22 protein-coding genes and 2 riboswitches are annotated in these 19655 nt (G+C 54.8%); of the genes, 13 read left to right on the forward strand and 9 right to left on the reverse strand.

From position 1 onward, the window contains the following. Positions 1-3: 3 nt before the first annotated feature. The 6 genes from AC3WJN_RS10330 to AC3WJN_RS10355 form a co-directional block, all read right to left on the reverse strand. Complete coding sequence (locus tag AC3WJN_RS10330) at positions 4-1194, reverse strand: DUF58 domain-containing protein (RefSeq protein ID WP_005835549.1); 1191 nt, start codon at positions 1192-1194, stop codon at positions 4-6. A gap of 4 nt (positions 1195-1198) precedes the next feature. Next, the gene (locus AC3WJN_RS10335; protein ID WP_007776845.1) at positions 1199-2137 is read right to left on the reverse strand and encodes an AAA family ATPase; all 939 of its coding nucleotides are present in this window, start codon (positions 2135-2137) and stop codon (positions 1199-1201) included. Between the two features lie 50 nt (positions 2138-2187). Next, on the reverse strand, positions 2188-3417 hold the full coding sequence (locus AC3WJN_RS10340) for an MFS transporter (protein WP_007776849.1): 1230 nt from the start codon (positions 3415-3417) through the stop codon (positions 2188-2190). Next, positions 3414-4469 (reverse strand): ArsR/SmtB family transcription factor, encoded by a 1056-nt coding sequence (locus AC3WJN_RS10345; RefSeq protein WP_007776851.1) that lies wholly within the window; start codon positions 4467-4469, stop codon positions 3414-3416. Before AC3WJN_RS10345 ends, AC3WJN_RS10340 begins: the two co-directional genes overlap by 4 nt. A 234-nt stretch (positions 4470-4703) precedes the next feature. After that, positions 4704-6008 (reverse strand): homocysteine synthase, encoded by a 1305-nt coding sequence (locus tag AC3WJN_RS10350; RefSeq protein WP_005835545.1) that lies wholly within the window; start codon positions 6006-6008, stop codon positions 4704-4706. Between the two features lie 89 nt (positions 6009-6097). After that, positions 6098-6206: riboswitch (SAM riboswitch) on the reverse strand. Positions 6207-6321: 115 nt separating this feature from the next. Then, a complete protein-coding gene (locus tag AC3WJN_RS10355; protein WP_007776855.1) occupies positions 6322-6510 on the reverse strand; it encodes a hypothetical protein in 189 nt (62 codons plus the stop codon). Positions 6511-6819: 309 nt separating this feature from the next. On the opposite strand from AC3WJN_RS10355, the gene AC3WJN_RS10360 reads away from it, so the two are divergent. Both AC3WJN_RS10360 and AC3WJN_RS10365 read left to right on the forward strand, forming a co-directional pair. Beyond that, entirely contained in the window at positions 6820-7131 is a 312-nt protein-coding gene (locus tag AC3WJN_RS10360; protein ID WP_005835542.1) for a rhodanese-like domain-containing protein, read from the forward strand. Positions 7132-7256: 125 nt separating this feature from the next. Then, on the forward strand, positions 7257-7880 hold the full coding sequence (locus AC3WJN_RS10365; protein ID WP_005835541.1) for an SCO family protein: 624 nt from the start codon (positions 7257-7259) through the stop codon (positions 7878-7880). Here the strand turns inward: AC3WJN_RS10365 and AC3WJN_RS10370 are convergent, their stop codons facing one another. Then, positions 7881-8219 carry a YqzG/YhdC family protein gene (locus AC3WJN_RS10370; RefSeq protein WP_005835540.1) on the reverse strand — a complete coding sequence of 113 codons (339 nt, stop codon included), beginning with the start codon at positions 8217-8219 and terminating at the stop codon, positions 7881-7883. A gap of 110 nt (positions 8220-8329) precedes the next feature. Between AC3WJN_RS10370 and AC3WJN_RS10375 the strand changes: the two genes are divergently transcribed. From AC3WJN_RS10375 to AC3WJN_RS10390, 4 genes are all read left to right on the forward strand, one after another. Beyond that, entirely contained in the window at positions 8330-9106 is a 777-nt protein-coding gene (locus AC3WJN_RS10375; RefSeq protein WP_007776861.1) for a hypothetical protein, read from the forward strand. A 98-nt stretch (positions 9107-9204) separates the two neighbouring features. Beyond that, on the forward strand, positions 9205-10875 hold the full coding sequence (gene rnjA, locus AC3WJN_RS10380; protein WP_035316672.1) for a ribonuclease J1: 1671 nt from the start codon (positions 9205-9207) through the stop codon (positions 10873-10875). Between the two features lie 88 nt (positions 10876-10963). Then, on the forward strand, positions 10964-11392 hold the full coding sequence (locus AC3WJN_RS10385; protein WP_005835537.1) for a BrxA/BrxB family bacilliredoxin: 429 nt from the start codon (positions 10964-10966) through the stop codon (positions 11390-11392). 81 nt (positions 11393-11473) lie between these two features. After that, positions 11474-12346 (forward strand): aldo/keto reductase, encoded by an 873-nt coding sequence (locus tag AC3WJN_RS10390; protein WP_007776867.1) that lies wholly within the window; start codon positions 11474-11476, stop codon positions 12344-12346. A gap of 129 nt (positions 12347-12475) precedes the next feature. On the opposite strand, the gene AC3WJN_RS10395 is transcribed toward AC3WJN_RS10390, so the two are convergent. Then, positions 12476-12877, reverse strand: coding sequence for an MFS transporter (locus AC3WJN_RS10395; protein WP_007776869.1), 402 nt, complete (start codon positions 12875-12877; stop codon positions 12476-12478). 15 nt (positions 12878-12892) lie between these two features. Then, entirely contained in the window at positions 12893-13066 is a 174-nt protein-coding gene (locus tag AC3WJN_RS10400) for a hypothetical protein (RefSeq protein WP_157179489.1), read from the reverse strand. 189 nt (positions 13067-13255) lie between these two features. Here AC3WJN_RS10400 and AC3WJN_RS10405 point away from each other — a divergent pair, with 189 nt between their 5' ends. From AC3WJN_RS10405 to AC3WJN_RS10435, 7 genes are all read left to right on the forward strand, one after another. Next, positions 13256-14263: an LCP family protein gene (locus AC3WJN_RS10405; RefSeq protein WP_005835535.1), complete on the forward strand. Its 1008-nt coding sequence runs from the start codon at positions 13256-13258 to the stop codon at positions 14261-14263. 65 nt (positions 14264-14328) lie between these two features. Beyond that, on the forward strand, positions 14329-14478 hold the full coding sequence (locus AC3WJN_RS10410) for a hypothetical protein (RefSeq protein WP_005835534.1): 150 nt from the start codon (positions 14329-14331) through the stop codon (positions 14476-14478). A 145-nt stretch (positions 14479-14623) separates the two neighbouring features. After that, the gene (locus AC3WJN_RS10415; RefSeq protein WP_025845724.1) at positions 14624-14887 is read left to right on the forward strand and encodes a hypothetical protein; all 264 of its coding nucleotides are present in this window, start codon (positions 14624-14626) and stop codon (positions 14885-14887) included. A gap of 105 nt (positions 14888-14992) precedes the next feature. Next, positions 14993-15110: riboswitch (SAM riboswitch) on the forward strand. Positions 15111-15209: 99 nt separating this feature from the next. Beyond that, complete coding sequence (locus tag AC3WJN_RS10420) at positions 15210-16223, forward strand: methionine ABC transporter ATP-binding protein (RefSeq protein ID WP_005835532.1); 1014 nt, start codon at positions 15210-15212, stop codon at positions 16221-16223. After that, a complete protein-coding gene (locus AC3WJN_RS10425; protein ID WP_005835531.1) occupies positions 16224-16889 on the forward strand; it encodes a methionine ABC transporter permease in 666 nt (221 codons plus the stop codon). It begins immediately after the preceding gene. A 59-nt stretch (positions 16890-16948) separates the two neighbouring features. After that, positions 16949-17788 carry a MetQ/NlpA family ABC transporter substrate-binding protein gene (locus AC3WJN_RS10430; protein WP_005835530.1) on the forward strand — a complete coding sequence of 280 codons (840 nt, stop codon included), beginning with the start codon at positions 16949-16951 and terminating at the stop codon, positions 17786-17788. A gap of 189 nt (positions 17789-17977) precedes the next feature. Next, positions 17978-19624: a peptide ABC transporter substrate-binding protein gene (locus AC3WJN_RS10435; protein ID WP_007776877.1), complete on the forward strand. Its 1647-nt coding sequence runs from the start codon at positions 17978-17980 to the stop codon at positions 19622-19624. The last annotated feature ends 31 nt before the right edge of the window (positions 19625-19655 follow it).

Here is a 19655-nt window from a genome sequence, read left to right on the forward strand (position 1 = left end):
AGCTCATCGCGCCATCACGCTCCTTTTTTCCAGACGCGCCTGTTCATACCGCCTGACCGTAGCCTGTTCCCCGGATACGTCGAGCACGGCAATGTTGTGTCCGCGCCGCACCAATCGCTCCAAAGTCGTCTGGGGCAATTCCTCCGGCCGCGCCGTCACGAGGATGATCGCTTCCTTGGCCGGACTTTCCTCCAGACGGCGGAGCAGGCTGGCTAGCGGCGTCGTCACATAATGGTGCATTTGCGCGAGTTGGGTCATGACGTGCAGATGGTGCGTCTTGCCGCTGCCGGCAGGCATGTGAAAATGCTCGCGGCCGCGCTGCTTGACGGTGAGAAGCAGCTCGTAGCCAATCGACTTTTTCCGGCACAGCATGGACAGCGCAGCAAGGCTGGATATAATCCGTTCATTGACGACATCGTTATGCCGCTGCTGCAACGGTTCATAGGACGGCAAAATATGGCCGACGATCCGCCAGTTTGGATGGGCGGTGTGCTCGAACAGCCTTGTCTCGAGCGTGCCCGTCTTGGCAGTCGCTTTCCAATGAATATGCTTGAACCGATCCCCGGGCATATACGGCCGCGCTCCCCGCAAAAAAGTGACATCCTCCTGTTGCCGTTGGCGCGAGAGCCTGCCTCCGTCCGGCTGCGTCTCTTCCAGTGACAGCGGAGGCAGCGGCAGCGGCAACGGGTAGACGAGCAGGGAAAACGATAGCGACAACGGCAAGGAAGTGACTTCCCCGGCGAACAGCGGCAATGTCTCCGATTGAATCTCCGTCAGCCAGACGGTGCCGCGCTTGTGGGGAGTAAGCGTCAAGGTTCGGGCTGCGCTCTGGCGCATGGGCAAGTCGAAGCGCAGTCGCACAATCGTCCGCTGGTTGCTCGTTTTCACTTCGTCCCCGCCGTCGGCCGTGACGTGCTCAGGCAAGGAAAAGCGCAGCCATGTCGAGGGCAACGGCAGCCAGGAGCGATTGTACAGGCGCACGGTAATCGTCACAGGCGTACCAGGCATGACGCGGGTTTGATCGCTTGTCCACTCCAGCTTGATCCATTTGGGGAGCGACTCGGCCCACCACTTTTGGGCGGCAGGCATGAAAAAGAAAAACCCGCCGAGCAGCCAAAGAAACCAACTGCCGGAAAACAGCGCGAAAAGCAGAAGCACAAAGCCGATCACATGAAAAGTTTGCTTCGTATCCATCCGGCTACACGCTTTCCTCGACGGGGGCTGGCACGCTCGACATGATCTGCGCTACCACTTCCTGCTCGGTTACATGCAGCTCCGCTTCCATGGACAGGCGGATGCGATGGACGGCGAGGCTCGGGAAAACAGCCTTCACGTCGTCCGGCAATACATAGGCGCGGCCCGAGACAAAAGCGTAAGCCTGGGCTGCGCGCAAGAGGGCGAGCATGGCGCGCGGACTGATGCCGACATCGACGGAGCGGTGGCTGCGCGTCGATTCCGTCAGGTCGATGACGTAATCTTCTACCGCCTGACTGACATGGACGGCCGTCACTTCTTTTTGCAGGGCGGCGATTTGTTCCACCGAGATCACTGGCTGCACCGTCTCCAGAGGAGAGGTGCTGCGGAATCTGCGGAGTATTTCCTTGGCGTCCTCGCGCGTGCCGTAGCCGAGTGACAGGCGGAACAGGAAGCGGTCCAACTGGGCTTCGGGCAGGGGATAGGTCCCCTCCGATTCAATTGGGTTTTGGGTGGCGATCACCAGCATCGTTGAGGGCAGCGGCAGCGTGACGCCTTCGATGGTGACCTGGCGTTCTTCCATGCATTCGAGCAGACCGGATTGGGTGCGGGGCGTTGCGCGGTTGATTTCATCCGCGAGCAAAACGTCCGCGAAAACAGGTCCTTTGCGCAGTTCAAATTCGCTCGTCCGCTGGTTGAACACGTGCAGTCCGACTACATCGGAAGGCAGCAGATCAGCGGTGAACTGCAGGCGGTTGTACGTCCCGCCGATGGCCTGCGCCAACGTTTTGGCAAGCACGGTCTTGCCCATGCCAGGCAAGTCTTCCAGCAGCACGTGCCCGCGCGCCAACAGAGCGGTCACCAGCAGGCGAACCTGCTCTTCTTTTCCTACGATTACGCGATTTACGGAAGTCAAAAGGCTATCCAGAGCGGGATGAGTCATGGAAATTCTCCTTTAAGTAGATAGGATGGAGAGGCAGTTGCTGGATTTCATTATACATGGAATATCCTATATTTTACAAATTTTTGTAAAGTAATCCCGCCGACGGCAGCGACGACAATTAACGCGCCGATGGCGACGTAGAGGGGCCGAACGCCGACGCTGTCGCTGAGTGTTCCGCCCAGCCAGATGCCTGCGGGCATGGTCGTGCGGACGATCAGCAGGCGCACGGAGAAGACGCGCCCCATCATGGCGGGCGGGACGTGGAGCTGATAGAGACGGGTGCTGTGCAACTGGAAAAACGGCGCGGCGACACCCGCCAGCACTTCTATCAAAATCGCCAGTTCGATCATATGGGTAAACCCTAGAGTGACGAAGCTCGCCCCGCCTGCGACCAGAGAGCCTAGCATGATGAGCGGCTGTTCCCGTCCATTGCGCAGCCGCGGCACGAGAAACGTCCCAAACAAGTAGCCGAACGGATAGCTGGCCAAAAACAACCCGACGTGAAAGGCAGTTCCGTGCAGCTCTCCCGCCACAAACGGAAGGTTGAGCACGAGCGTGACCCCTACCGCAAACTGTACGAGAGCCGAATACAGACTCAGATAGAGAAGCAGCGGCTTTTCCCAAAAAATCGCGAGGCCGGCTTTGAACATGGAAAACCACGATTCGGCCACCCGGGCAGGGAGGGCGGGAGCGTTTTTGCACGGGAGAAGAAAAGCTCCACTGAGCGCATAGCCGACGGCGACCAATGCCAGCACCTGATCGCCGCCGATGCTGGCGACGAGAACCCCGCCCAGCGGCGGACCTGCGATCATGGCGATGCGCAGCGCGCTGTCCAGATAGGCGTTGGCTTGCAGCAACTGGTCTTTTCGGATGAGAGCAGGAAGCAATGACTGGCTTGCCGGGACGTACAGCGGCTGGACGAGGCCGTTCACGAGCGCGGTCAAGTAGAGCGGCCACAAGGAGCCGGGCGTGGTCGCAATCGCGGCGAAGGAACAGCCGAACGCGATGCTGCGCATCCATTGCGAAAACAGCATGACGCGTTTTTTGTCATAGCGGTCGAGATACGGTCCGGCCACAAGCTGCACGACGAGCGATGGTACAAAGTAGAGCAGCCACATCTGCCCGACGGCTGCCTGCGAGCCGGTCACCTGGTAGATGATCCAGCTATTGGCGAGCGTGCCGAGCGAGGCGCCCAGCTCGGAGGTGAGCTGGCCGAGCAGGATGTAGCGGTAGGAGCGGTCTTTCCAGAGGGCGGATGTGCTCGTGGCTGCTGTCATCATTTGTCCGTGTCGAGAAACTGCCCGAGTAGCAGCGGGAGTTGCGAGAGCGCTTGGCTGCGCAGGCGATAGCGGGTTCCGCTCGTCTCGACCAGCCGGGCGGAGCGCAGCATCGACAAGTGATGATGCACCGTCGATTTGGCCATCTGGAGCGCTTCTGTCAGTTCTTGCAGCGTCAGCTCCTGTTTTGCGAGCATTTTCGCCATGCGGAGCCGCTGCTCGTCTCCGAGCGCCTTGAAGGATTGGACCAGCGTCTGCGGCGGCTGATACGGGTCGATTTGCTCGCGCAAGTTTTCATCGGCAACCGGGTAGTAAAAAATTTTGCAGCCTGCGTCATCGGCCTGCACCGTCCAGGGGCGATAGACCGCCTGCGGAATCAGCAGGACGCGGGTGACAGTCGGCTCAGGCGGATAGCTTGCTCCGGTCGCCCATTCCACCAGCGCTTCCGGGTCGAGCTTTTCTTGCATGCCGCGCTTTTGGGCAATCTCCCGTTCGAGCATGCGGCAGATGCGCTCCTCCTGCGGCTCGATGTGCGCCTGATACCAGCCTTCCATCAGCACGAGCAGGTGCTGGCGCAATTCCTCCGCGTCCACCGAAGTAATATGGGCGATGTACCGTTCGAAAAAGAGATGGCTGCGACAGGCCGCCTGCAACAGTTCGCGATCGGCGCTGCTTCCTTGCGCGGCTTTTCGCCGGGAAGCTTGCCGCGCTTCGCCCAAAAAAGGCAGTGCCTGATAGCGCAGCTCTTCTTCTGGCAACTGCCTGACGTAGCCAAGAAACGCCTCCAGCTCGGCAAAAGGCTGCTGGCGGTACTGGTGAAGCAGATGCAAAAGCGTCTTCCATGTGTTGTGCGCCTTGGCGTAAGCGACCTCGCGCTGGACAGCAGGAGGCAGCGCCTCGATTAGCTCGCGCCAGTGGGCGGGCGGCTGCTCCAGCGTGTGATGAATCTGCTCGTAAGTGGCAACGGCGATGCCCAGCGCTGCTTCAAAAAGCGGCGAAAAGGCGAATTGCACCTCGTAGGTCGTGCGTTCGCTCCCGATGTTCCATACTTTCAAGAGGGGATCATCCTTCCAGTATTTGTAGTACGTCTCATTCTAAATGTTTTGAATTGTAAATTCAATATTTTTCGTATGGCTGGTTAGATGGATTTCGAACCAGAATCGTTGAGTGTGGCAGGAAGAGGGGCGAGCGCCTGAAAGCAGCAAGCAGAAGACAGCACCCGAAAAAAGAAAAGCGGCACGCCTCTCCCGCGAGAGTTGCGTGCCACTTTTTACGAGACAAAAGCAAACTTAGTTGACAGTAGAAGGTTGAACGGCGCGTTGCAATGCCTGCTCCAGATCGCCGATGATGTCGTCGATCGCCTCTGTGCCCACCGACAGTCGGATCAGCCCTGGCGTGACCCCGGCAGCCGCCTGTTCTTCCTCATTCATCTGCTGGTGCGTCGTGCTGGCCGGATGGATGACGAGCGACTTGGAATCGCCCACGTTGGCCAGGTGCGAGAACAGCTTCACGGATTCAATCAGTGTTTTGCCTGCCTTCACGCCGCCGCGAATGCCAAAGGTGAGGATGGCGCCAGCGCCTTTTGGCAAATATTTTTGCGCGAGCGCGTAGTGGGCGTCGCCTTCAAGGCCAGGGTAGCTGACCCACTCGACCGCTGGATGCGCGGCGAGGAATTGGGCTACGGCCAGGGCGTTCTGGCTGTGGCGTTCCATGCGCAGGTGCAGCGTCTCCAAGCCTTGCAGGAACAGGAAGGAGTTGATCGGGGCCACGGCTGCGCCGATATCGCGCTGCAACTGGACACGCGCCTTGATGATGTAGGCGAGCGGTCCGACGGCTTCTGTATAGACGACGCCGTGGTAGCTCGGGTCTGGTGTCGTCAGGCCCGGGAATTTGCCGTTGTTCCAGTCGAACTTGCCGGAATCGACGATGATGCCGCCGATCGCTGTGCCGTGCCCGCCGATGAACTTGGTCGTGGAGTGGACGACGATGTCTGCGCCATGCTCGAATGGACGGCACAAGATCGGCGAAGCGAACGTGTTGTCCACGATCAGCGGCACGCCGTTTTCGTGCGCGATGTCAGCGATTGCCTGCAAGTCCGCCACGTCAATGCGAGGGTTGCCGATCGTCTCGCAAAAGAGCGCCTTTGTTTTCTCATTGATGAACGCCCGGAAGTTTTCCGGATTGGACTGATCGACAAAGTGAACCTTGATGCCAAGACGCGGCAAAGTGTGCGCAAAAAGGTTGTACGTACCGCCGTACAAGCTGCTGGATGCGACAATTTCATCCCCGGCTTGGGCGATGTTCAAAATGGAAAAGGTGATCGCTGCCTGACCAGAGGAAGTTGCCAGAGCACCGACGCCGCCTTCCAGGAGTGCCACGCGCTTTTCAAAGGCGTCCTGGGTCGGATTCATGATGCGGGTGTAAATGTTGCCGAACTCTTTTAAGCCAAACAGGTTGGCGGCGTGCTCCGTGTCGCGGAAGACGTAGGAAGTCGTCTGATAGATCGGAACGGCGCGCGAGCCTGTTACGGGATCTACTTCTTGTCCACCATGTACAGCGAGGGTTTCCGGTTTCCATTGTTGCTGGTCAGACATGCTTATCTCTCCTTTATATATGGGGATTAGGGATAAAAAAACGGAGCATTCCTCTGAGGAGAAGAAGGCTCCGGCTATACACGGGTGTGCACTCATCTCTCAGAATCTATGGATTCTGCAGGAATTAGCACCGCGCAAGGCACGCTTGCTGGTTGCCGGGTTTCACAGGGCCTGTCCCTCCACCGCTCTTGATGAACTGTTGCTTCAGTTGTTGTCATAATTGTATGAAAAACCACACTTCGCTGTCAATAATCAATAATGAGTTATCAGGTTGGATTTGGTGGGATTGAGGCGTTGAGAGATTTGTTCATGCTCACCCGTTCATGCTGTTTCCCATGACGTCCAAAGTACCTGTGTGATACGCCTTGTTGACGTGGTTTGCAGGCTGATGCCCCGCACTCCTTGAGGCGTGGCTGATTCCAGGCGCGGCTTTTCCTTTTTTCACATACAAAAGAACGGCAAATAGCGTACAAACAGCAGCAATTCCCAGTACGTACACCATATAAACTACCTCCTTTTCCAAGGGTGCTCTGCGTTTCTTGCACCCGCCTTTTTCCAAACCAAAAAGAGAATGCTGTTTTGTATAGTAGTCTTCATATATAGAATGGTTATTTTTGTAAATGTGTCACCCGCCTGTACCGACCAACCATCTCCCTGTCCAAAAACAAACCCACCCTCACACTGTCACAAATTTGTCCCTATATCTGCGCGCTTTCGCCGCCCGCGTCGTTAGAAAATGGCATGGCCCTATGATATGATGGGAGTGGCAGAAAACGACCAAACGATTGTACATATAGGAGGAACATACGCGATGAGCCATGGCGTGAAGGAAATTACCCCGCAGGAGCTGCTGGAAAAGCTCGCGGCCAACGAAAAGCTTCAGGTGATTGACGTGCGTGAGGTGGAGGAGTGGAACGAAGGCCATATCAAAGAAGCCAAGCTGATTCCGCTCGGCTTTTTGCCGCATCGCATCGACGAGCTGGACAAGGAGATCCCGGTCGTCATGGTGTGCCGCAGCGGTGCGCGCAGCCACAGAGCGACCGAATATTTGTGTGAGCTTGGCTTTGACGCTGCCAATATGGTCGGCGGCATGCTGGCTTGGCCTGGCGAGAAGGAAGTGTAAGCCGTACGGTCCATACGGTCACGACCGCACTGGCAACGCCGAGACGTTTTCCACACAAAAAGAAACATGCGCTTTTACGCGGTATAGCGGCGGACGCATGAGAGAAGCAGGGGAGGAAGAAAATCGTGAGTGAGGGAGCACAGCAACAAGGATCCGCGTTGCAGCGCCATTGGTTTACGGTGCTCGCAGGCGTGATTATCCTCGCGATTGTAGGCGTGTTGGGCTACAAATACATGGCAAAAGAGCCGATTCCCGTGATGAAGCCGATTGCCGATTTTACGTTGGACAACAGTGACGGCACTTCGTTTACGTTTTCGGAAGGCAAAGGCAAGGTGCGGCTGGTCGAGTTCATGTTCACCAACTGCCCTGACATTTGCCCGGCGACGACGTACAACATGTCCAAGCTGCAAGAGCAGCTCAAGGAGAAAAAGCTGTTCGGCGACAAGGTCGAGTTCATTTCCATCACCTTTGACCCGGATTTCGACACGCCAGAAGTGTTGCAGCAGTACGCGGCGAAGTTCAAGGCGGATCAGAGCGGCTGGAAGTTTTTGCGCGGCGATGCCCAGGCGGTGGAAAAGGTGACGAAGGATTTCGGGATTGCCGTATTGAAGCAGCCTGACGGTTCCTTTGCCCATACCGCCCGCATGTTCCTCGTCGATGGCGATGGAAACATGCGCCGCGCCTACGGCATGGCAGCCGACATGGACATGGAGCAGATGCTGAAGGAAATGGAGCAGCTTGCGGACTAATCAGGCTGATTCCTCGTACGTGATCTGCACGACATGCTCGGTTTGATTTTCAAATTCAATATGCACGAGTAACGCCCACCTGCGATTGCCCTCCTGGAGCAAGAGTTTGAACGTCTCCTCTGACGTGGTGGGCGTTTTTGCTGTGCGCCCGACGTGCAGGTAGTCGACGATCTGGGCATGCGGATATTTTTTCATCGTCTCCTGCATCGCCAATCTGCCCCATTTGGCATATGGCGGCTGGGCGCAGGCAGGGGCATACTGGAAGAAGAATAACAGCAGGCTTGCTGCGATGGCGGTCAGGACGCTTCGCGCGAGGCGAACGGATACAGAGGCTTGCATGGCGTAAGACCCCCTTTTTTGTATTGGAAAACAAGCTTGCCCTCTATTTTGAAGCCTTTTTTTCATGTCATTCGTAGAAAATATTTACAATTTGGAAAGCGGGGGATTTCATGTACTACTTGCTCATTCCCTTATTTGGTGTTCCGCTCATCCTGGCGATTTTTGCGCTGCGCTCTCGCCGGAGCGGCTTCTGGAAAAAATGGTGGCCGCCTGTCGTGTCAGCGCTGCTGATTTACGGAGGCTGCCTCGCTGCCAACGTGTATTGGCAAGTACAGTACGGCATTCCGGTGCTTCCGACCAAAGCCGATCTGGAGCTGTTTCTTTATTTTTGCCTGTTCCTCGTCTTCGTGTTTTTTATTATGTACCTCGTCTTTTTCTTTGTGATGCGCAAACCGTTCTGGAAAATGAATCTGTTGTTTCTCGCCACGTCGTCTGGTCTGTTTCTCCTGTTTGCCGGGGCTTTTTTAGGCATGGGGCCGTTTATGTCGAAGGTGGAGTACGTCTCGGTTGTGCAGAGTGTAAAAAACAAGTGGCAGGCCGTGCCCGTGCAGGCGTCGAGCAATAAGCCGATTGACGTCACGCTCGTCTACAGCAAAAGGGACTGTCTGAAAAGGTGTGCTGGCCAACCTTACGACAGCCTGATTTTGGTCCGGAACCAGTCGGGGCAGCCGCTGGGCATTGAGCTTTTGGTTCGCCTGCAAAACGAAAGCGGGGCCGTCATCGAAGACAAACAGGCGTTGCCGCTCAAGCTCGCTGCGGGGGAAATCGCGCCGGTATGGACAGAAGATACAAACATGGAAGAAAACTTTTGGGAGCGGGTCAGTACGGTCACGGATGAGAGAGTAGCGGCGATTGCGTATCAGTTTTCTATTATTGACCGAAGATGAATGTGTCGAATTGTCAAGACTGGATGAAACGAACGCCTCGCGTTGTGTTACAATAAGAATGGCATGCTTGGTTCGGGTTCCCAAAATCATGCACGATGATGTTAGGAGGAAAGAGTTTGAGCGACGTTAAGATTTTCGCGATGGGCGGCCTCGGCGAGATCGGAAAAAATATGTATTGCGTCGAGTATGAGGACGAAATTATCATCATTGACTGCGGGGTGAAGTTCCCCGAGAATGAAATGTTCGGTATTGATCTGGTCATCCCCGATATTTCCTATTTGGTGGACAACCAGCACAAGATTAAAGCACTTTTGTTAACGCACGGACATGAGGATCACATCGGAGCGATTCCTTATATTTTCAAGCAAATTAACGTGCCGATCTACGGTGGTCGTCTGACCCTGGGCTTGGTCAAGGCGAAGCTGGAAGAGCATCGCATGCAAAATGACGTGAAGATGATTCCGATCTCAGAAGATACGGAAATCCCCTTCAACCGCCTGAAAGCGTCCTTTTTCCGCACGAATCACAGCATTCCGGATTCGTTCGGGGTTGTGATTCATACGCCGGAAGGGATGGTCATTCATACAGGTGACTTCAAATTCGATATGACGCCAGTCGGACAGACGACCGAGTACGGCAAGATTGCGAAAATCGGGGCGAGCGGCGACGTTTTGGCGCTGCTCTCTGACAGTACGAACAGCGAGCGCTACGGCTTCACCATGTCGGAGCGCACCGTTGGCGAAGGGATTCTCGACGTGGTGCGCAAAGCGCGCGGGCGGATCATCCTGGCGACATTCGCGTCCAACGTGCATCGCCTGCAGCAAGTAGTAGACGCTGCCGAGCAGTGCAATCGCAAAGTAGCGGTGATAGGCCGCAGCATGGAAAAAGTGTTCCTGATCGGACAAGAACTGGGCTACATCCAGATGCCGGAGGGCATGCTGATTGATATCAAGCACATTGACAACTACGCCGACAATCAGGTGCTGATTATTTGCACCGGAAGCCAAGGCGAGCCGATGGCGGCATTGACCCGAATCGCTTCCGGATCGCACCGGACCGTGTCGATCTACCCGGAGGATACCGTCATTATCTCGGCTTCCCCGATTCCAGGCAACACGATCAATGTCAGCAGGACGATTGACAAGCTGTACCGCGCGGGCGCGAACGTCGTGCTCAGCCACGTGTTTGACATTCACGCGTCCGGTCACGGCAGCAGCGAGGAGTTGAAGCTCATGCTCAACTTCATTCGTCCCAAGTACTTTATCCCGATTCACGGGGAGTACCGGATGTTGAAGACGCACGCGAAGCTGGCGCAGCAGGTAGGAATTGAGGAGAGCAACATTTTCCTCATGGACAACGGCGAGGTGCTGAACTGCAACCGCGAAAAGGCATGGCTCAGCAAAGTTCACGCCGGCATCGTCCTGATCGACGGCAGCGGCATCGGCGACGTGGGCAACATCGTCCTGCGCGACCGCAAGCATTTGGCAGAGGATGGCCTGATGGTCGTGGTCGTCAGCCTCGATATGAAAAACTTCAAGATTCTCACCGGACCTGACATTGTCAGCCGCGGCTTTGTGTACGTGCGCGGTTCGGAATCGCTCATCCAGGAAGCGACGCTGTTGGTTCGCCAGCGCCTCCAGGAAGCGTTGGACAAGAAGATCAAGGAATGGTCGGAGTTGAAGTCCCAGATCAACGAAGTCATCAAGCCGTTTATTTACGAAAAGACGGGCCGCAATCCGATGATTCTCACCATTTTGATGGAAGTGTAGGACTGGAGCACTTCTTCGTTCTCCCGGGGACGCGATCGGGTTATAATAATACGTAAATGGATACGTGATACAAAGGAGAGGTTGCCCCATGATGTCTTATGAAGCATATATGAGCCAAGTAATTCAACCGATGCGCGACGAACTGACGCGCAACGGATTTGTAGAGCTGCGCACAGCAGAAGAGGTTGAGCAGACGCTGCCAAACGCAAAAGGTCTGACGCTGGTAGTCGTAAACTCGGTTTGCGGCTGCGCGGCAGGGCTGGCTCGTCCGGCAGTGGTTCATTCCTTGAACCATTCCACCAAGCCAGACAACATTTACACTGTATTTGCAGGACAAGACAAGGAAGCGACAGCGAAAGCCCGCGAGTACTTTGAAGGCTACGCGCCATCTTCCCCGTCTTTTGCGATCATGAAGGACGGCAAAATCATGACGATGATCGAGCGTCATCAGATTGAGAACAACGACCTGCAAACGATCTCCAACCTGTTGACTACCGCTTACGACACGTACAAATAAGCTAGCATGGCCATGACAAGACGCTCGCGAACGGGCGTCTTGTTTCACATCCCGATGAACCTGAAAGGAGCTGCCCGCAGCATGCAGACCCGATCGTTTGGACGAGATCCGCATCAAGTCTCTTTGCTCGGCTTCGGCGCCCAGCGAATTGTGGACGAGCACGATTGCACCGAGGAGCAGGCAATCGCCATCATTCGGCGCGCCGTAGAAGCAGGAGTCAATTACTTTGATACAGCCCCTACATACAGCGCTGGACAGTCGGAGACACGGGTAGGACTGGGGCTTGCAGGCTTGCGCGACCGCGTGTGGATCGCGACGAAGACGGGAGGACGCACGCGCGACCTGGCCCTGAAAGATTTGGAGGGCAGCTTGAAGCGGCTGCAGACCGATTACGTCGACGAGTGGCGGATGCACAACATCATGCAGCCGCACGATCTGGAGGCGATTTTTGCAAAAGGAGGCGCGCTGGAAGCGATGCTGGAAGCGCGAGAGCAAGGCTTGATCCGCAAAATCAGCATCAGCGGGCACACAGACCCGCGCCTGCTGGCAGAAGCGATTCGCCGCTTTCCTTTTGACAGCGCCCTCGTCGCTTTGTCTGCTCTCGATCATTTCATCTACAGCTTTGCGCACGATTTCGTTCCGCAAGCGGTGGAAAAAGGCGTCGCGGTCATCGGCATGAAAGTGATGGGGCTGGGCAAGCTGGCTCCGTGGACAGAGCAAGCGCTGCGCTATACGTGGAGTCTCCCCGTTTCGACGGCGATCCTCGGCGTGAGCAGAATGGACGAGCTGGAAGCGGACTTGGCCGCGGCCAACGCCTTCGTGCCGATGACGGACATCGAACGCGTGGAGCTGTTTCAACAGATCATGCCGCTGGTGCGCCCGGACGTGCTGCGCTGGAAGGCGCGCGAATGGATGGCTGGCGAATGGTATCAGTTGCCGGAGCTGTCTTTTTGACAAAAGCGAAAGTCTCTTCTGATTTTCTGGAAGGGGCTTTCTTTTTGTTTTTTAGAGCGTGGCTGGAAACAAGCTGGTGGTGATAACCGGAGCTAGGCGAGGATTGGGCAGGTCGATGGCAGAGCGATTTCACGAAGCAGGCTGGAGCGTGGCAGGCTGTGGCCGTTCGGCCGTGGCGCTCGATCCGGGCGGCAGTATTGACACCTCCATGCTGCGTTCCTGCTCGCCGCAGGAAGTGGCAATGACCCCGGCCAGCGAGGTGCCGATGGCCATTCCCAGGTTGTTCGCGACATATACGATGTTGAACAGCTCTCGGCGCTGCTCTTTCCAGCGAAAGCCGATGAACGCCTGAATCGCCGGGAACGACAGGTTGAAGGTAAAGCCAAGCCCGGTCATCAGCGCGATGTAAACAGGCCAGCTATTCGTGAGCGGAATCGACAACTGGATGAGTCCTTGAACCAGCAAGGCCCCGACGATCAGCCGTTTGGCGCCCAGGCGGTGAAAAAGCGTCCCGCCGACGAACTGCCTCACAATTCCTGCCAGCGATTAAACCATCAGCACAAAGCCTGCCTCGGTCATGGAGCGTTGCAAAATCGTATGTACGTACAAAGTGGTAAGCGGCCACATGAAAGCGCTGCCGGAAGAGTTGATGAAGCTCGCAACCAGGAAGAACAGGGCTTCTCGCGGATACCGCTGCAAAAAGGAAGTGGGAGAAATCACGGCCGGTCACCCCTTTGGGATTGTGTTGCTTGTAGTATAACGAACATTTTAAACATTGCAAACATAAAAATATAAAAAGTGAAAAGCACCCAAATAAAGGCTGCTCCACATCCTATAGATTCGAGTATACTAAACAAGTGGTGAGATGAGTTCATGTGATACAGAGAATAAAAGGTGGAGTAGTTCTTTATGCGAATGTGGAAACGGGTGTTGCTCCTGATGTTTGTCGCGATTGCCGCGACAGCAGGTTATTACGGATACTCTTTTTATCAGTTTGCTCACAATATTCAAGAGCCGAATGTCATTCGGCCAGCCCCGCCGGATGGCGGTGCCGCGACGAAAGCGGCGGAGATTCCGGAATGGGATGGCGAAGAGCGGGTGAACATCCTGTTGATGGGGGTGGACCGCAGGGGAATGAAAAATAACGGGCTCCCCCGTTCGGACTCGATGATGCTCGTCAGTATCGACCCGGCCTCCAAGCGCTACGACGTATTTTCCATTTTGCGCGACACGTACGTAGACATTCCGGGGAACGGCAGCTCGCGCATCAACTCGGCGATCGTGGAGGGCGGACCGGAACTGGCGATGAAGACCGTCAGCCAGTTTACAGGGCTTCCGGTGGACCGCTACGTCATCACCGACTTTGAAGGCTTCAAGGCTTTGATTGACTCTGTCGGTGGTGTCGAGATTGATGTGGAAAAAAATATGTACTATCACGACCCGACCGATAAAGGCATCTACGACATCAATTTGAAAAAGGGACTGCAGCAACTGGATGGCAACAAGGCTCTGCAATACGTTCGTTTTCGCCATGACGCCACATCGGACTACACGCGCACAGAGCGTCAGCGCAAGCTGCTGACGGCTGTGGTGAGCCAGATGAAGAGCGGCACGACCTTGATTCAATTGCCGTCCATCCTGAAAGAAGTGACGCCGTATATCCAGACGAATATCAGTTCCATGGATATGCTGAGGCTGTCTGCGCTTGGGCTGAAATTAAACACCGCGGAGCCAGGCAACTACCAATTGCCGCCAATGGGGATGTTCCGCGAATCCCATCGGGCAGGCGCGGTGCTCATTCCGGATGTCGACCAGATCCAGTCTTTTATCAAGGAAAAGCTGGAACCGCCAGCAGAAGAAGCGGTTTCGCAAACGAATAGCACGACCGATAGCAACGAAAACAGCACGCCAAATTGAGCGTGCTGTTTTTTTGTGTTTTCGGGCAGACTAACCATGATTTGCTATGTATGGGGGTGAGGGGAATGGACCAGGAGATTGCGCGTAAATGGTTTTCCCATACAGGGGACTTGCGAACGGAACATATCGACGAGCCGGACGGCCGCATGCGGCTGTATTTTTTGACCAGCATGGCGGATGCCAAGTCGTTTACAGCGAGCTCATCCCGAAGCTGAGAGAAATTTGTCTGGCTGAGGCAAGCATAGGGGAAGTGGAGCGGCAGCTCGGGGGAGCCGGGAGCAATCGGGTCTATCACACCCAGGAGGCGATTCAGCGCCTGCTCGAAGGCTATCGCCCAAGGAAGCGTTTCTCATCAAGCTCGTGCACGGGAAATTCCGGATTGGCAGCTACGACACGTCCGTCCCGGCGCAAATTTTCGGGAAGACCGACAAGAACCGCGGCAATCCCAAGGATATGGTGCACCTTGCTTTTGACACGATTTCCAGCAACGCCCGAATCAAGCTGGAGCAAGTATCGCCGCCGGTGTTCGATATTCGCATACGCTTGAAGGCGAGAATCCTTGAGAAAGCGACGTTTCATTTTCACGTCAATGCCACCATCATTCGCAACGGAGTAATGGATTAAAAAAGTTTTTCCTGTGATTGCTATTGACGGGATATTTTCAAAAAGGATATAATCCGGTTTGTATCATGAAAATATGAAAAACGAACATAATATACGTGGAAATCTTTCTTATCAAGAGAGGCGGAGGGACAGGCCCGATGAAGCCCGGCAACCGGTTCATTTTTTGAAATGGACGTCGCGGTGCCAATTCCTACAAGATTGGTTGGATCTTGATAGATGAGAAGGGTGGATGCGAACGTATACATGCGTTGCAGCCCCTTTTTCGTTTATGAAAAAGGGGTTTTTACGTTTTTCACAAGGATTTTGCTGGGAGGTGGATGCGTTGATTCAATTGAAAAATTTGCATAAAAGCTATCAAGTGCAGGGCAAGACGATTCCGGCGTTGCTCGGGATTGATCTTTCTATAGATAAAGGGGAAATTTACGGGATTATCGGCCATTCCGGGGCGGGGAAAAGTACCTTGATCCGCTGCATCAACCTGCTGGAGCGCCCTACGTCGGGACAAGTCATCGTCGATGGGGTCGACCTGACCAAGCTCGACGATGTCAAGCTGCAGGAAAAGCGCCGCGAGATCGGGATGATTTTCCAGCACTTCAACCTGCTGTCCTCGTCCACCGTCGGGGAAAATGTCGCGTTTCCGCTCAAGCTGGCCAAGCGTCCGAAGGCGGAGATTCAGAAAAAAGTGGACGATCTGCTCAAGCTGGTAGGGCTGGAAGCGCACCGGGACAAATACCCGTCCCAGTTGTCCGGCGGCCAGAAGCAGCGCGTCGGCATCGCACGGGCGCTGGCAAACGATCCGAAAGTGCTGCTGTGTGACGAAGCGACCTCGGCGCTCGATCCGCAGACGACCAACTCGATTTTGGCGCTGCTTTTGGACATCAACCGCAAGCTGGGATTGACCATCGTGCTGATTACGCACGAGATGCACGTCATCCGCTCCATTTGCGACCGCGTAGGCGTGATCGACGGCGGAAAAATCGTCGAGTCGGGTGAGGTGCTGGACGTGTTCCTCAAGCCGCAGCATCCGACTACGCAGGAATTTGTCGAGCAGGTGGCAGATTCCACCGAGCTGCGCGAAGCTGTCGCGCACGAAAAAGCAGCGGGGAACCGCACGATTGCGCGCGTCACCTTCCTGGGAGAAAAGACGTACCAGCCGATTTTGTTCCAGACGATGCAGGAGACAGGCACAGTATTCAGCATTTTGCAGGGAACGATTTCCCGCATGAAGGATACGCCGTACGGCCAACTGGTCGTCGAACTGGAAGGCGATGTCCGTCAAAACGAAAAAACCATCGAGACGTTGCGTCAGCGTGGCTTGGAAGTAGAGGTGATATAGATGGACTGGACAATGGAAAATGTGGATTGGTCGGAGATCGCTGAGGGTACACTAGACACACTGACGATGCTGGGTTTCTCCACGTTGTTTACGATCCTGATCGGCTTGCCGCTGGGAATCATTTTATTCCTTACTTCACGTGGACAGTTGCTGCAAAACAAGGCGTTTTACTCGGTTGCTTCATTCATCGTCAACGTATTGCGTTCCGTGCCGTTCATCATTCTGATGATCTTGCTGATTCCGGTCACGAAACTGATCGTCGGCACTTCGCTCGGCGTACTCGGAGCGATTCCGCCGCTCGTGATCGGGGCCGCCCCGTTTTTTGCGCGGCTGGTGGAAACCTCTCTGCGCGAGGTAGATCGCGGAGTCATTGAGGCCGCCCAGTCGATGGGGGCGTCCAATTGGCAAATCATCTGGAACGTCCTGCTGCCAGAGTCTCGTCCGGGACTGGTGGCCGGAATTACGATTACGACCGTTGCGCTCGTGTCCTACACGGCCATGTCCGGGGTAATCGGCGGCGGCGGTCTGGGCGACTTGGCTATCCGTTACGGTTATCAGCGCTTCCAGACCGATGTCATGATTGTCACTGTCGTCATTTTGCTCGTGTTGGTGCAGATCTTACAGTCGCTGGGTGATCGCCTGGTATTGCGTTTCAGCCGCAAGTAAGGTCTTTCCCATAGAAGTTTGCAAGTACAAAGATCAAAAAAAGTAGGGGGAAATCATTTATGAAAAAGCTAGTCGTATCTGTACTTTCTACCGTATTGGCATTTTCTTTGGCAGCGTGCGGAGGCAAAACGGAGACTGCTCCAGCTCCAGCCGAAGGCGGCGCACAAGGCGGACAACAAGAAGTGACATTGAAAGTAGGCGCTTCTCCGGTTCCACACGCAGCAATCCTGAAGCACATCGCACCAAAACTGAAAGAACAAGGCGTAAACCTGGAAGTACAAGAGTTCACCGACTACGTACAACCAAACGTACAGCTCAACGAAAAACAACTCGACGCAAACTTCTTCCAGCACAAGCCTTACCTGGAAGACTTCAATAAAGGACAAAACATGGATCTGCAACCTGTAGTTGCGGTTCACATCGAGCCATTTGGCGCTTACAGCAAAAAAGTGAAATCGGTTGACGAACTGGCGGAAGGCGCAACTATCGCGCTGCCAAACGACCCGACCAATAGCGGCCGCGCCCTCGCTCTCCTGGAGAAAAACGGCGTCATCAAGCTCAAAGAAGGCGCTGGCATCAGCGGAACTGTGAAAGACATTGTGGAAAACAAGAAAAACCTGAAGTTCAAAGAGGTTGAAGCAGCGATGCTGCCGCGCGTTCTGGAAGAAGTGGACCTGGCGCTGATTAACACCAACTACGCGCTCGAAGCGAAGCTCGTGCCAACCAAAGACGCTCTGTTCATCGAAGACAAGGAATCTCCATATGCGAACTTCCTGGTAGCTCGTCCTGACAACAAAGACTCCGAAGCCATCCAAAAGCTGGCGAAGGAATTGAACTCCCCTGAAGTGAAAAAATTCATTGAAGACGAATACAAAGGTTCCATCATTCCGGCATTCTAAGGAAAAGTAATTGATGGATCAACAAATAAACCCAATTGGCCCTTTAAGGCTGTTGGGTTTATTTCTGTTTACAAAAGAATAAATATTCATAAAATTTAATTAAATATCACCGAACCCCATTTTCAAGAAATCTGTCGTCGAGTATATTGTGGTGGCGATAGAAAAAATTTGATAAGGGGGAAAATTCTGATGAAGGGAACATTCAAAATGTTTGTCGGCCTGACATTGGTGGTCGGAAGTCTTTTGGCAGGCTGTGGAGGCAGTCCGACTTCGACTGCACCTGCTGCTGCTCCTGCGGGTGAGGCTTCGTCTGGCGCGCCTGCCAGCACAAAGCCGCAAGTGTTTCGGGCCAATCTGACCAGCGAGCCATCGACGGCAGACCCTGGGCTCGCCAAGGACACTACCTCAGGGGCGATCGTCCGTGCCACTTTTGACGGCTTGACCAGGCTGGACAAAGACGCGAAGCCGATGAACTCGGTTGCGTCTGATGTGAAAATATCCGACGACAAACGGGTGTACACGTTCACGATTCGCGACTCCAAGTGGAGCAACGGCGATCCGGTGACGGCGCACGACTTTGAATTTGCCTGGAAACGCGTCCTCGATCCAAAGCTGGGAGCCGAGTATGCGTATCAGCTCTACTACATCAAAAATGCGGAAAAAGTACACACAGGCAAGGCGCAAGCAGACGAGCTGGGGGTAAAAGCTCTGGATGACAAGACGCTGGAAGTAACATTGGAAAACCCGACACCGTTCTTCCTGGAACTGACGGCATTTTACACGTATTATCCTGTAGACAAAAAGGTCGTAGAGGCCAATCCGAACTGGGCGAATGAAGCAGCAACACACGTGAGCAACGGGCCATTCAAGATGACGGCCTGGGAGCACAAGAGCAAGATCGTTTTGGAGAAGAACGAAAACTATTGGGACAAAGACGCTGTCAAGCTGGACCGGATCGAGTTTGCCATGATTGAGGATGATAACACAGCGCTGTCCATGTTTGAAAACGGCGAGCTGGACTGGGCGGGTCAACCGCTTGGCGGCCTGCCAACCGATGCGATTCCGTCCCTGAAAGAAGCAGGCAAACTCGTCGTTCATCCAAAGGCGACGATGTATTGGTACAAAATCAATACCACCAAAGGAGTGCTGCAAAACGTAAAAATTCGCAAAGCACTCGCTTATGCGGTTGATCGCCAAAGCATCGTGGACAACATCACACAGGTCGGCCAGGTGCCTACGATGGGGATGCTGCCGCAATCCATGATTATCAAGCCGGAGGGCTACTTCCGCGACAACGACGTGGAGGCAGCGAAAAAGCTGCTGGCGGAAGGCATGCAGGAGTTGGGGCTGAGTCAGCTTCCGACCATCACCATGTCGTACAACCCGACAGACCGCCACAAAAAAATCGCCGAAGCCATGCAGGACCAGTGGAAGCGCAACCTTGGCATCGACGTGAAGCTGGCGATCAAGGAATTTAAGGTGCATTTGCAAGATTTGCATGAACTGAATTACGAGATTGGCCGTTTGGGCTGGAATGCCGATTTTAACGATCCGATCAACTACCTGGAGATGTTCCGCGATGCGAAGACCGGAAACAACGACACAGGCTGGGAGAACGCGCGCTACAAGGAGCTGCTGCAACAGTCGGCCATGGAGAGCGATCCGGAGAAGCGCAAGCAGCTTTTTGCGGAAGCCGAGCAAATTTTCATGGATGCCATGCCTGTAATCCCGCTGTTTACGGACGTGGATGTCTGGGTGCAGAGTGATAAGGTAAAAGGCGTGCAAGTGGACGGACTGGGCTTTATTGATCTGAAGTGGGCGGAAATGGTCGAGTAACAGGCAAAAACCCCAGAGGCGAAGTGCCGAG

Source organism: Brevibacillus sp. FW306-2-1A-C05A (assembly GCF_058781555.1).

Bases quoted from the DNA above. Each gene is read 5' to 3' on its own strand.
- AC3WJN_RS10330 (WP_005835549.1), bottom strand. From the start codon at position 1,194: ATGGATACGAAGCAAACTTTTCATGTGATCGGCTTTGTGCTTCTGCTT.
- AC3WJN_RS10335 (WP_007776845.1), bottom strand. From the start codon at position 2,137: ATGACTCATCCCGCTCTGGATAGCCTTTTGACTTCCGTAAATCGCGTA.
- AC3WJN_RS10340 (WP_007776849.1), bottom strand. From the start codon at position 3,417: ATGATGACAGCAGCCACGAGCACATCCGCCCTCTGGAAAGACCGCTCC.
- AC3WJN_RS10350 (WP_005835545.1), bottom strand. From the start codon at position 6,008: ATGTCTGACCAGCAACAATGGAAACCGGAAACCCTCGCTGTACATGGT.
- AC3WJN_RS10355 (WP_007776855.1), bottom strand. From the start codon at position 6,510: ATGGTGTACGTACTGGGAATTGCTGCTGTTTGTACGCTATTTGCCGTT.
- AC3WJN_RS10360 (WP_005835542.1), top strand. From the start codon at position 6,820: ATGAGCCATGGCGTGAAGGAAATTACCCCGCAGGAGCTGCTGGAAAAG.
- AC3WJN_RS10370 (WP_005835540.1), bottom strand. From the start codon at position 8,219: ATGCAAGCCTCTGTATCCGTTCGCCTCGCGCGAAGCGTCCTGACCGCC.
- AC3WJN_RS10375 (WP_007776861.1), top strand. From the start codon at position 8,330: ATGTACTACTTGCTCATTCCCTTATTTGGTGTTCCGCTCATCCTGGCG.
- rnjA (WP_035316672.1), top strand. From the start codon at position 9,205: ATGTTAGGAGGAAAGAGTTTGAGCGACGTTAAGATTTTCGCGATGGGC.
- AC3WJN_RS10385 (WP_005835537.1), top strand. From the start codon at position 10,964: ATGATGTCTTATGAAGCATATATGAGCCAAGTAATTCAACCGATGCGC.
- AC3WJN_RS10390 (WP_007776867.1), top strand. From the start codon at position 11,474: ATGCAGACCCGATCGTTTGGACGAGATCCGCATCAAGTCTCTTTGCTC.
- AC3WJN_RS10405 (WP_005835535.1), top strand. From the start codon at position 13,256: ATGCGAATGTGGAAACGGGTGTTGCTCCTGATGTTTGTCGCGATTGCC.
- AC3WJN_RS10410 (WP_005835534.1), top strand. From the start codon at position 14,329: ATGGACCAGGAGATTGCGCGTAAATGGTTTTCCCATACAGGGGACTTG.
- AC3WJN_RS10425 (WP_005835531.1), top strand. From the start codon at position 16,224: ATGGACTGGACAATGGAAAATGTGGATTGGTCGGAGATCGCTGAGGGT.
- AC3WJN_RS10430 (WP_005835530.1), top strand. From the start codon at position 16,949: ATGAAAAAGCTAGTCGTATCTGTACTTTCTACCGTATTGGCATTTTCT.
- AC3WJN_RS10435 (WP_007776877.1), top strand. From the start codon at position 17,978: ATGAAGGGAACATTCAAAATGTTTGTCGGCCTGACATTGGTGGTCGGA.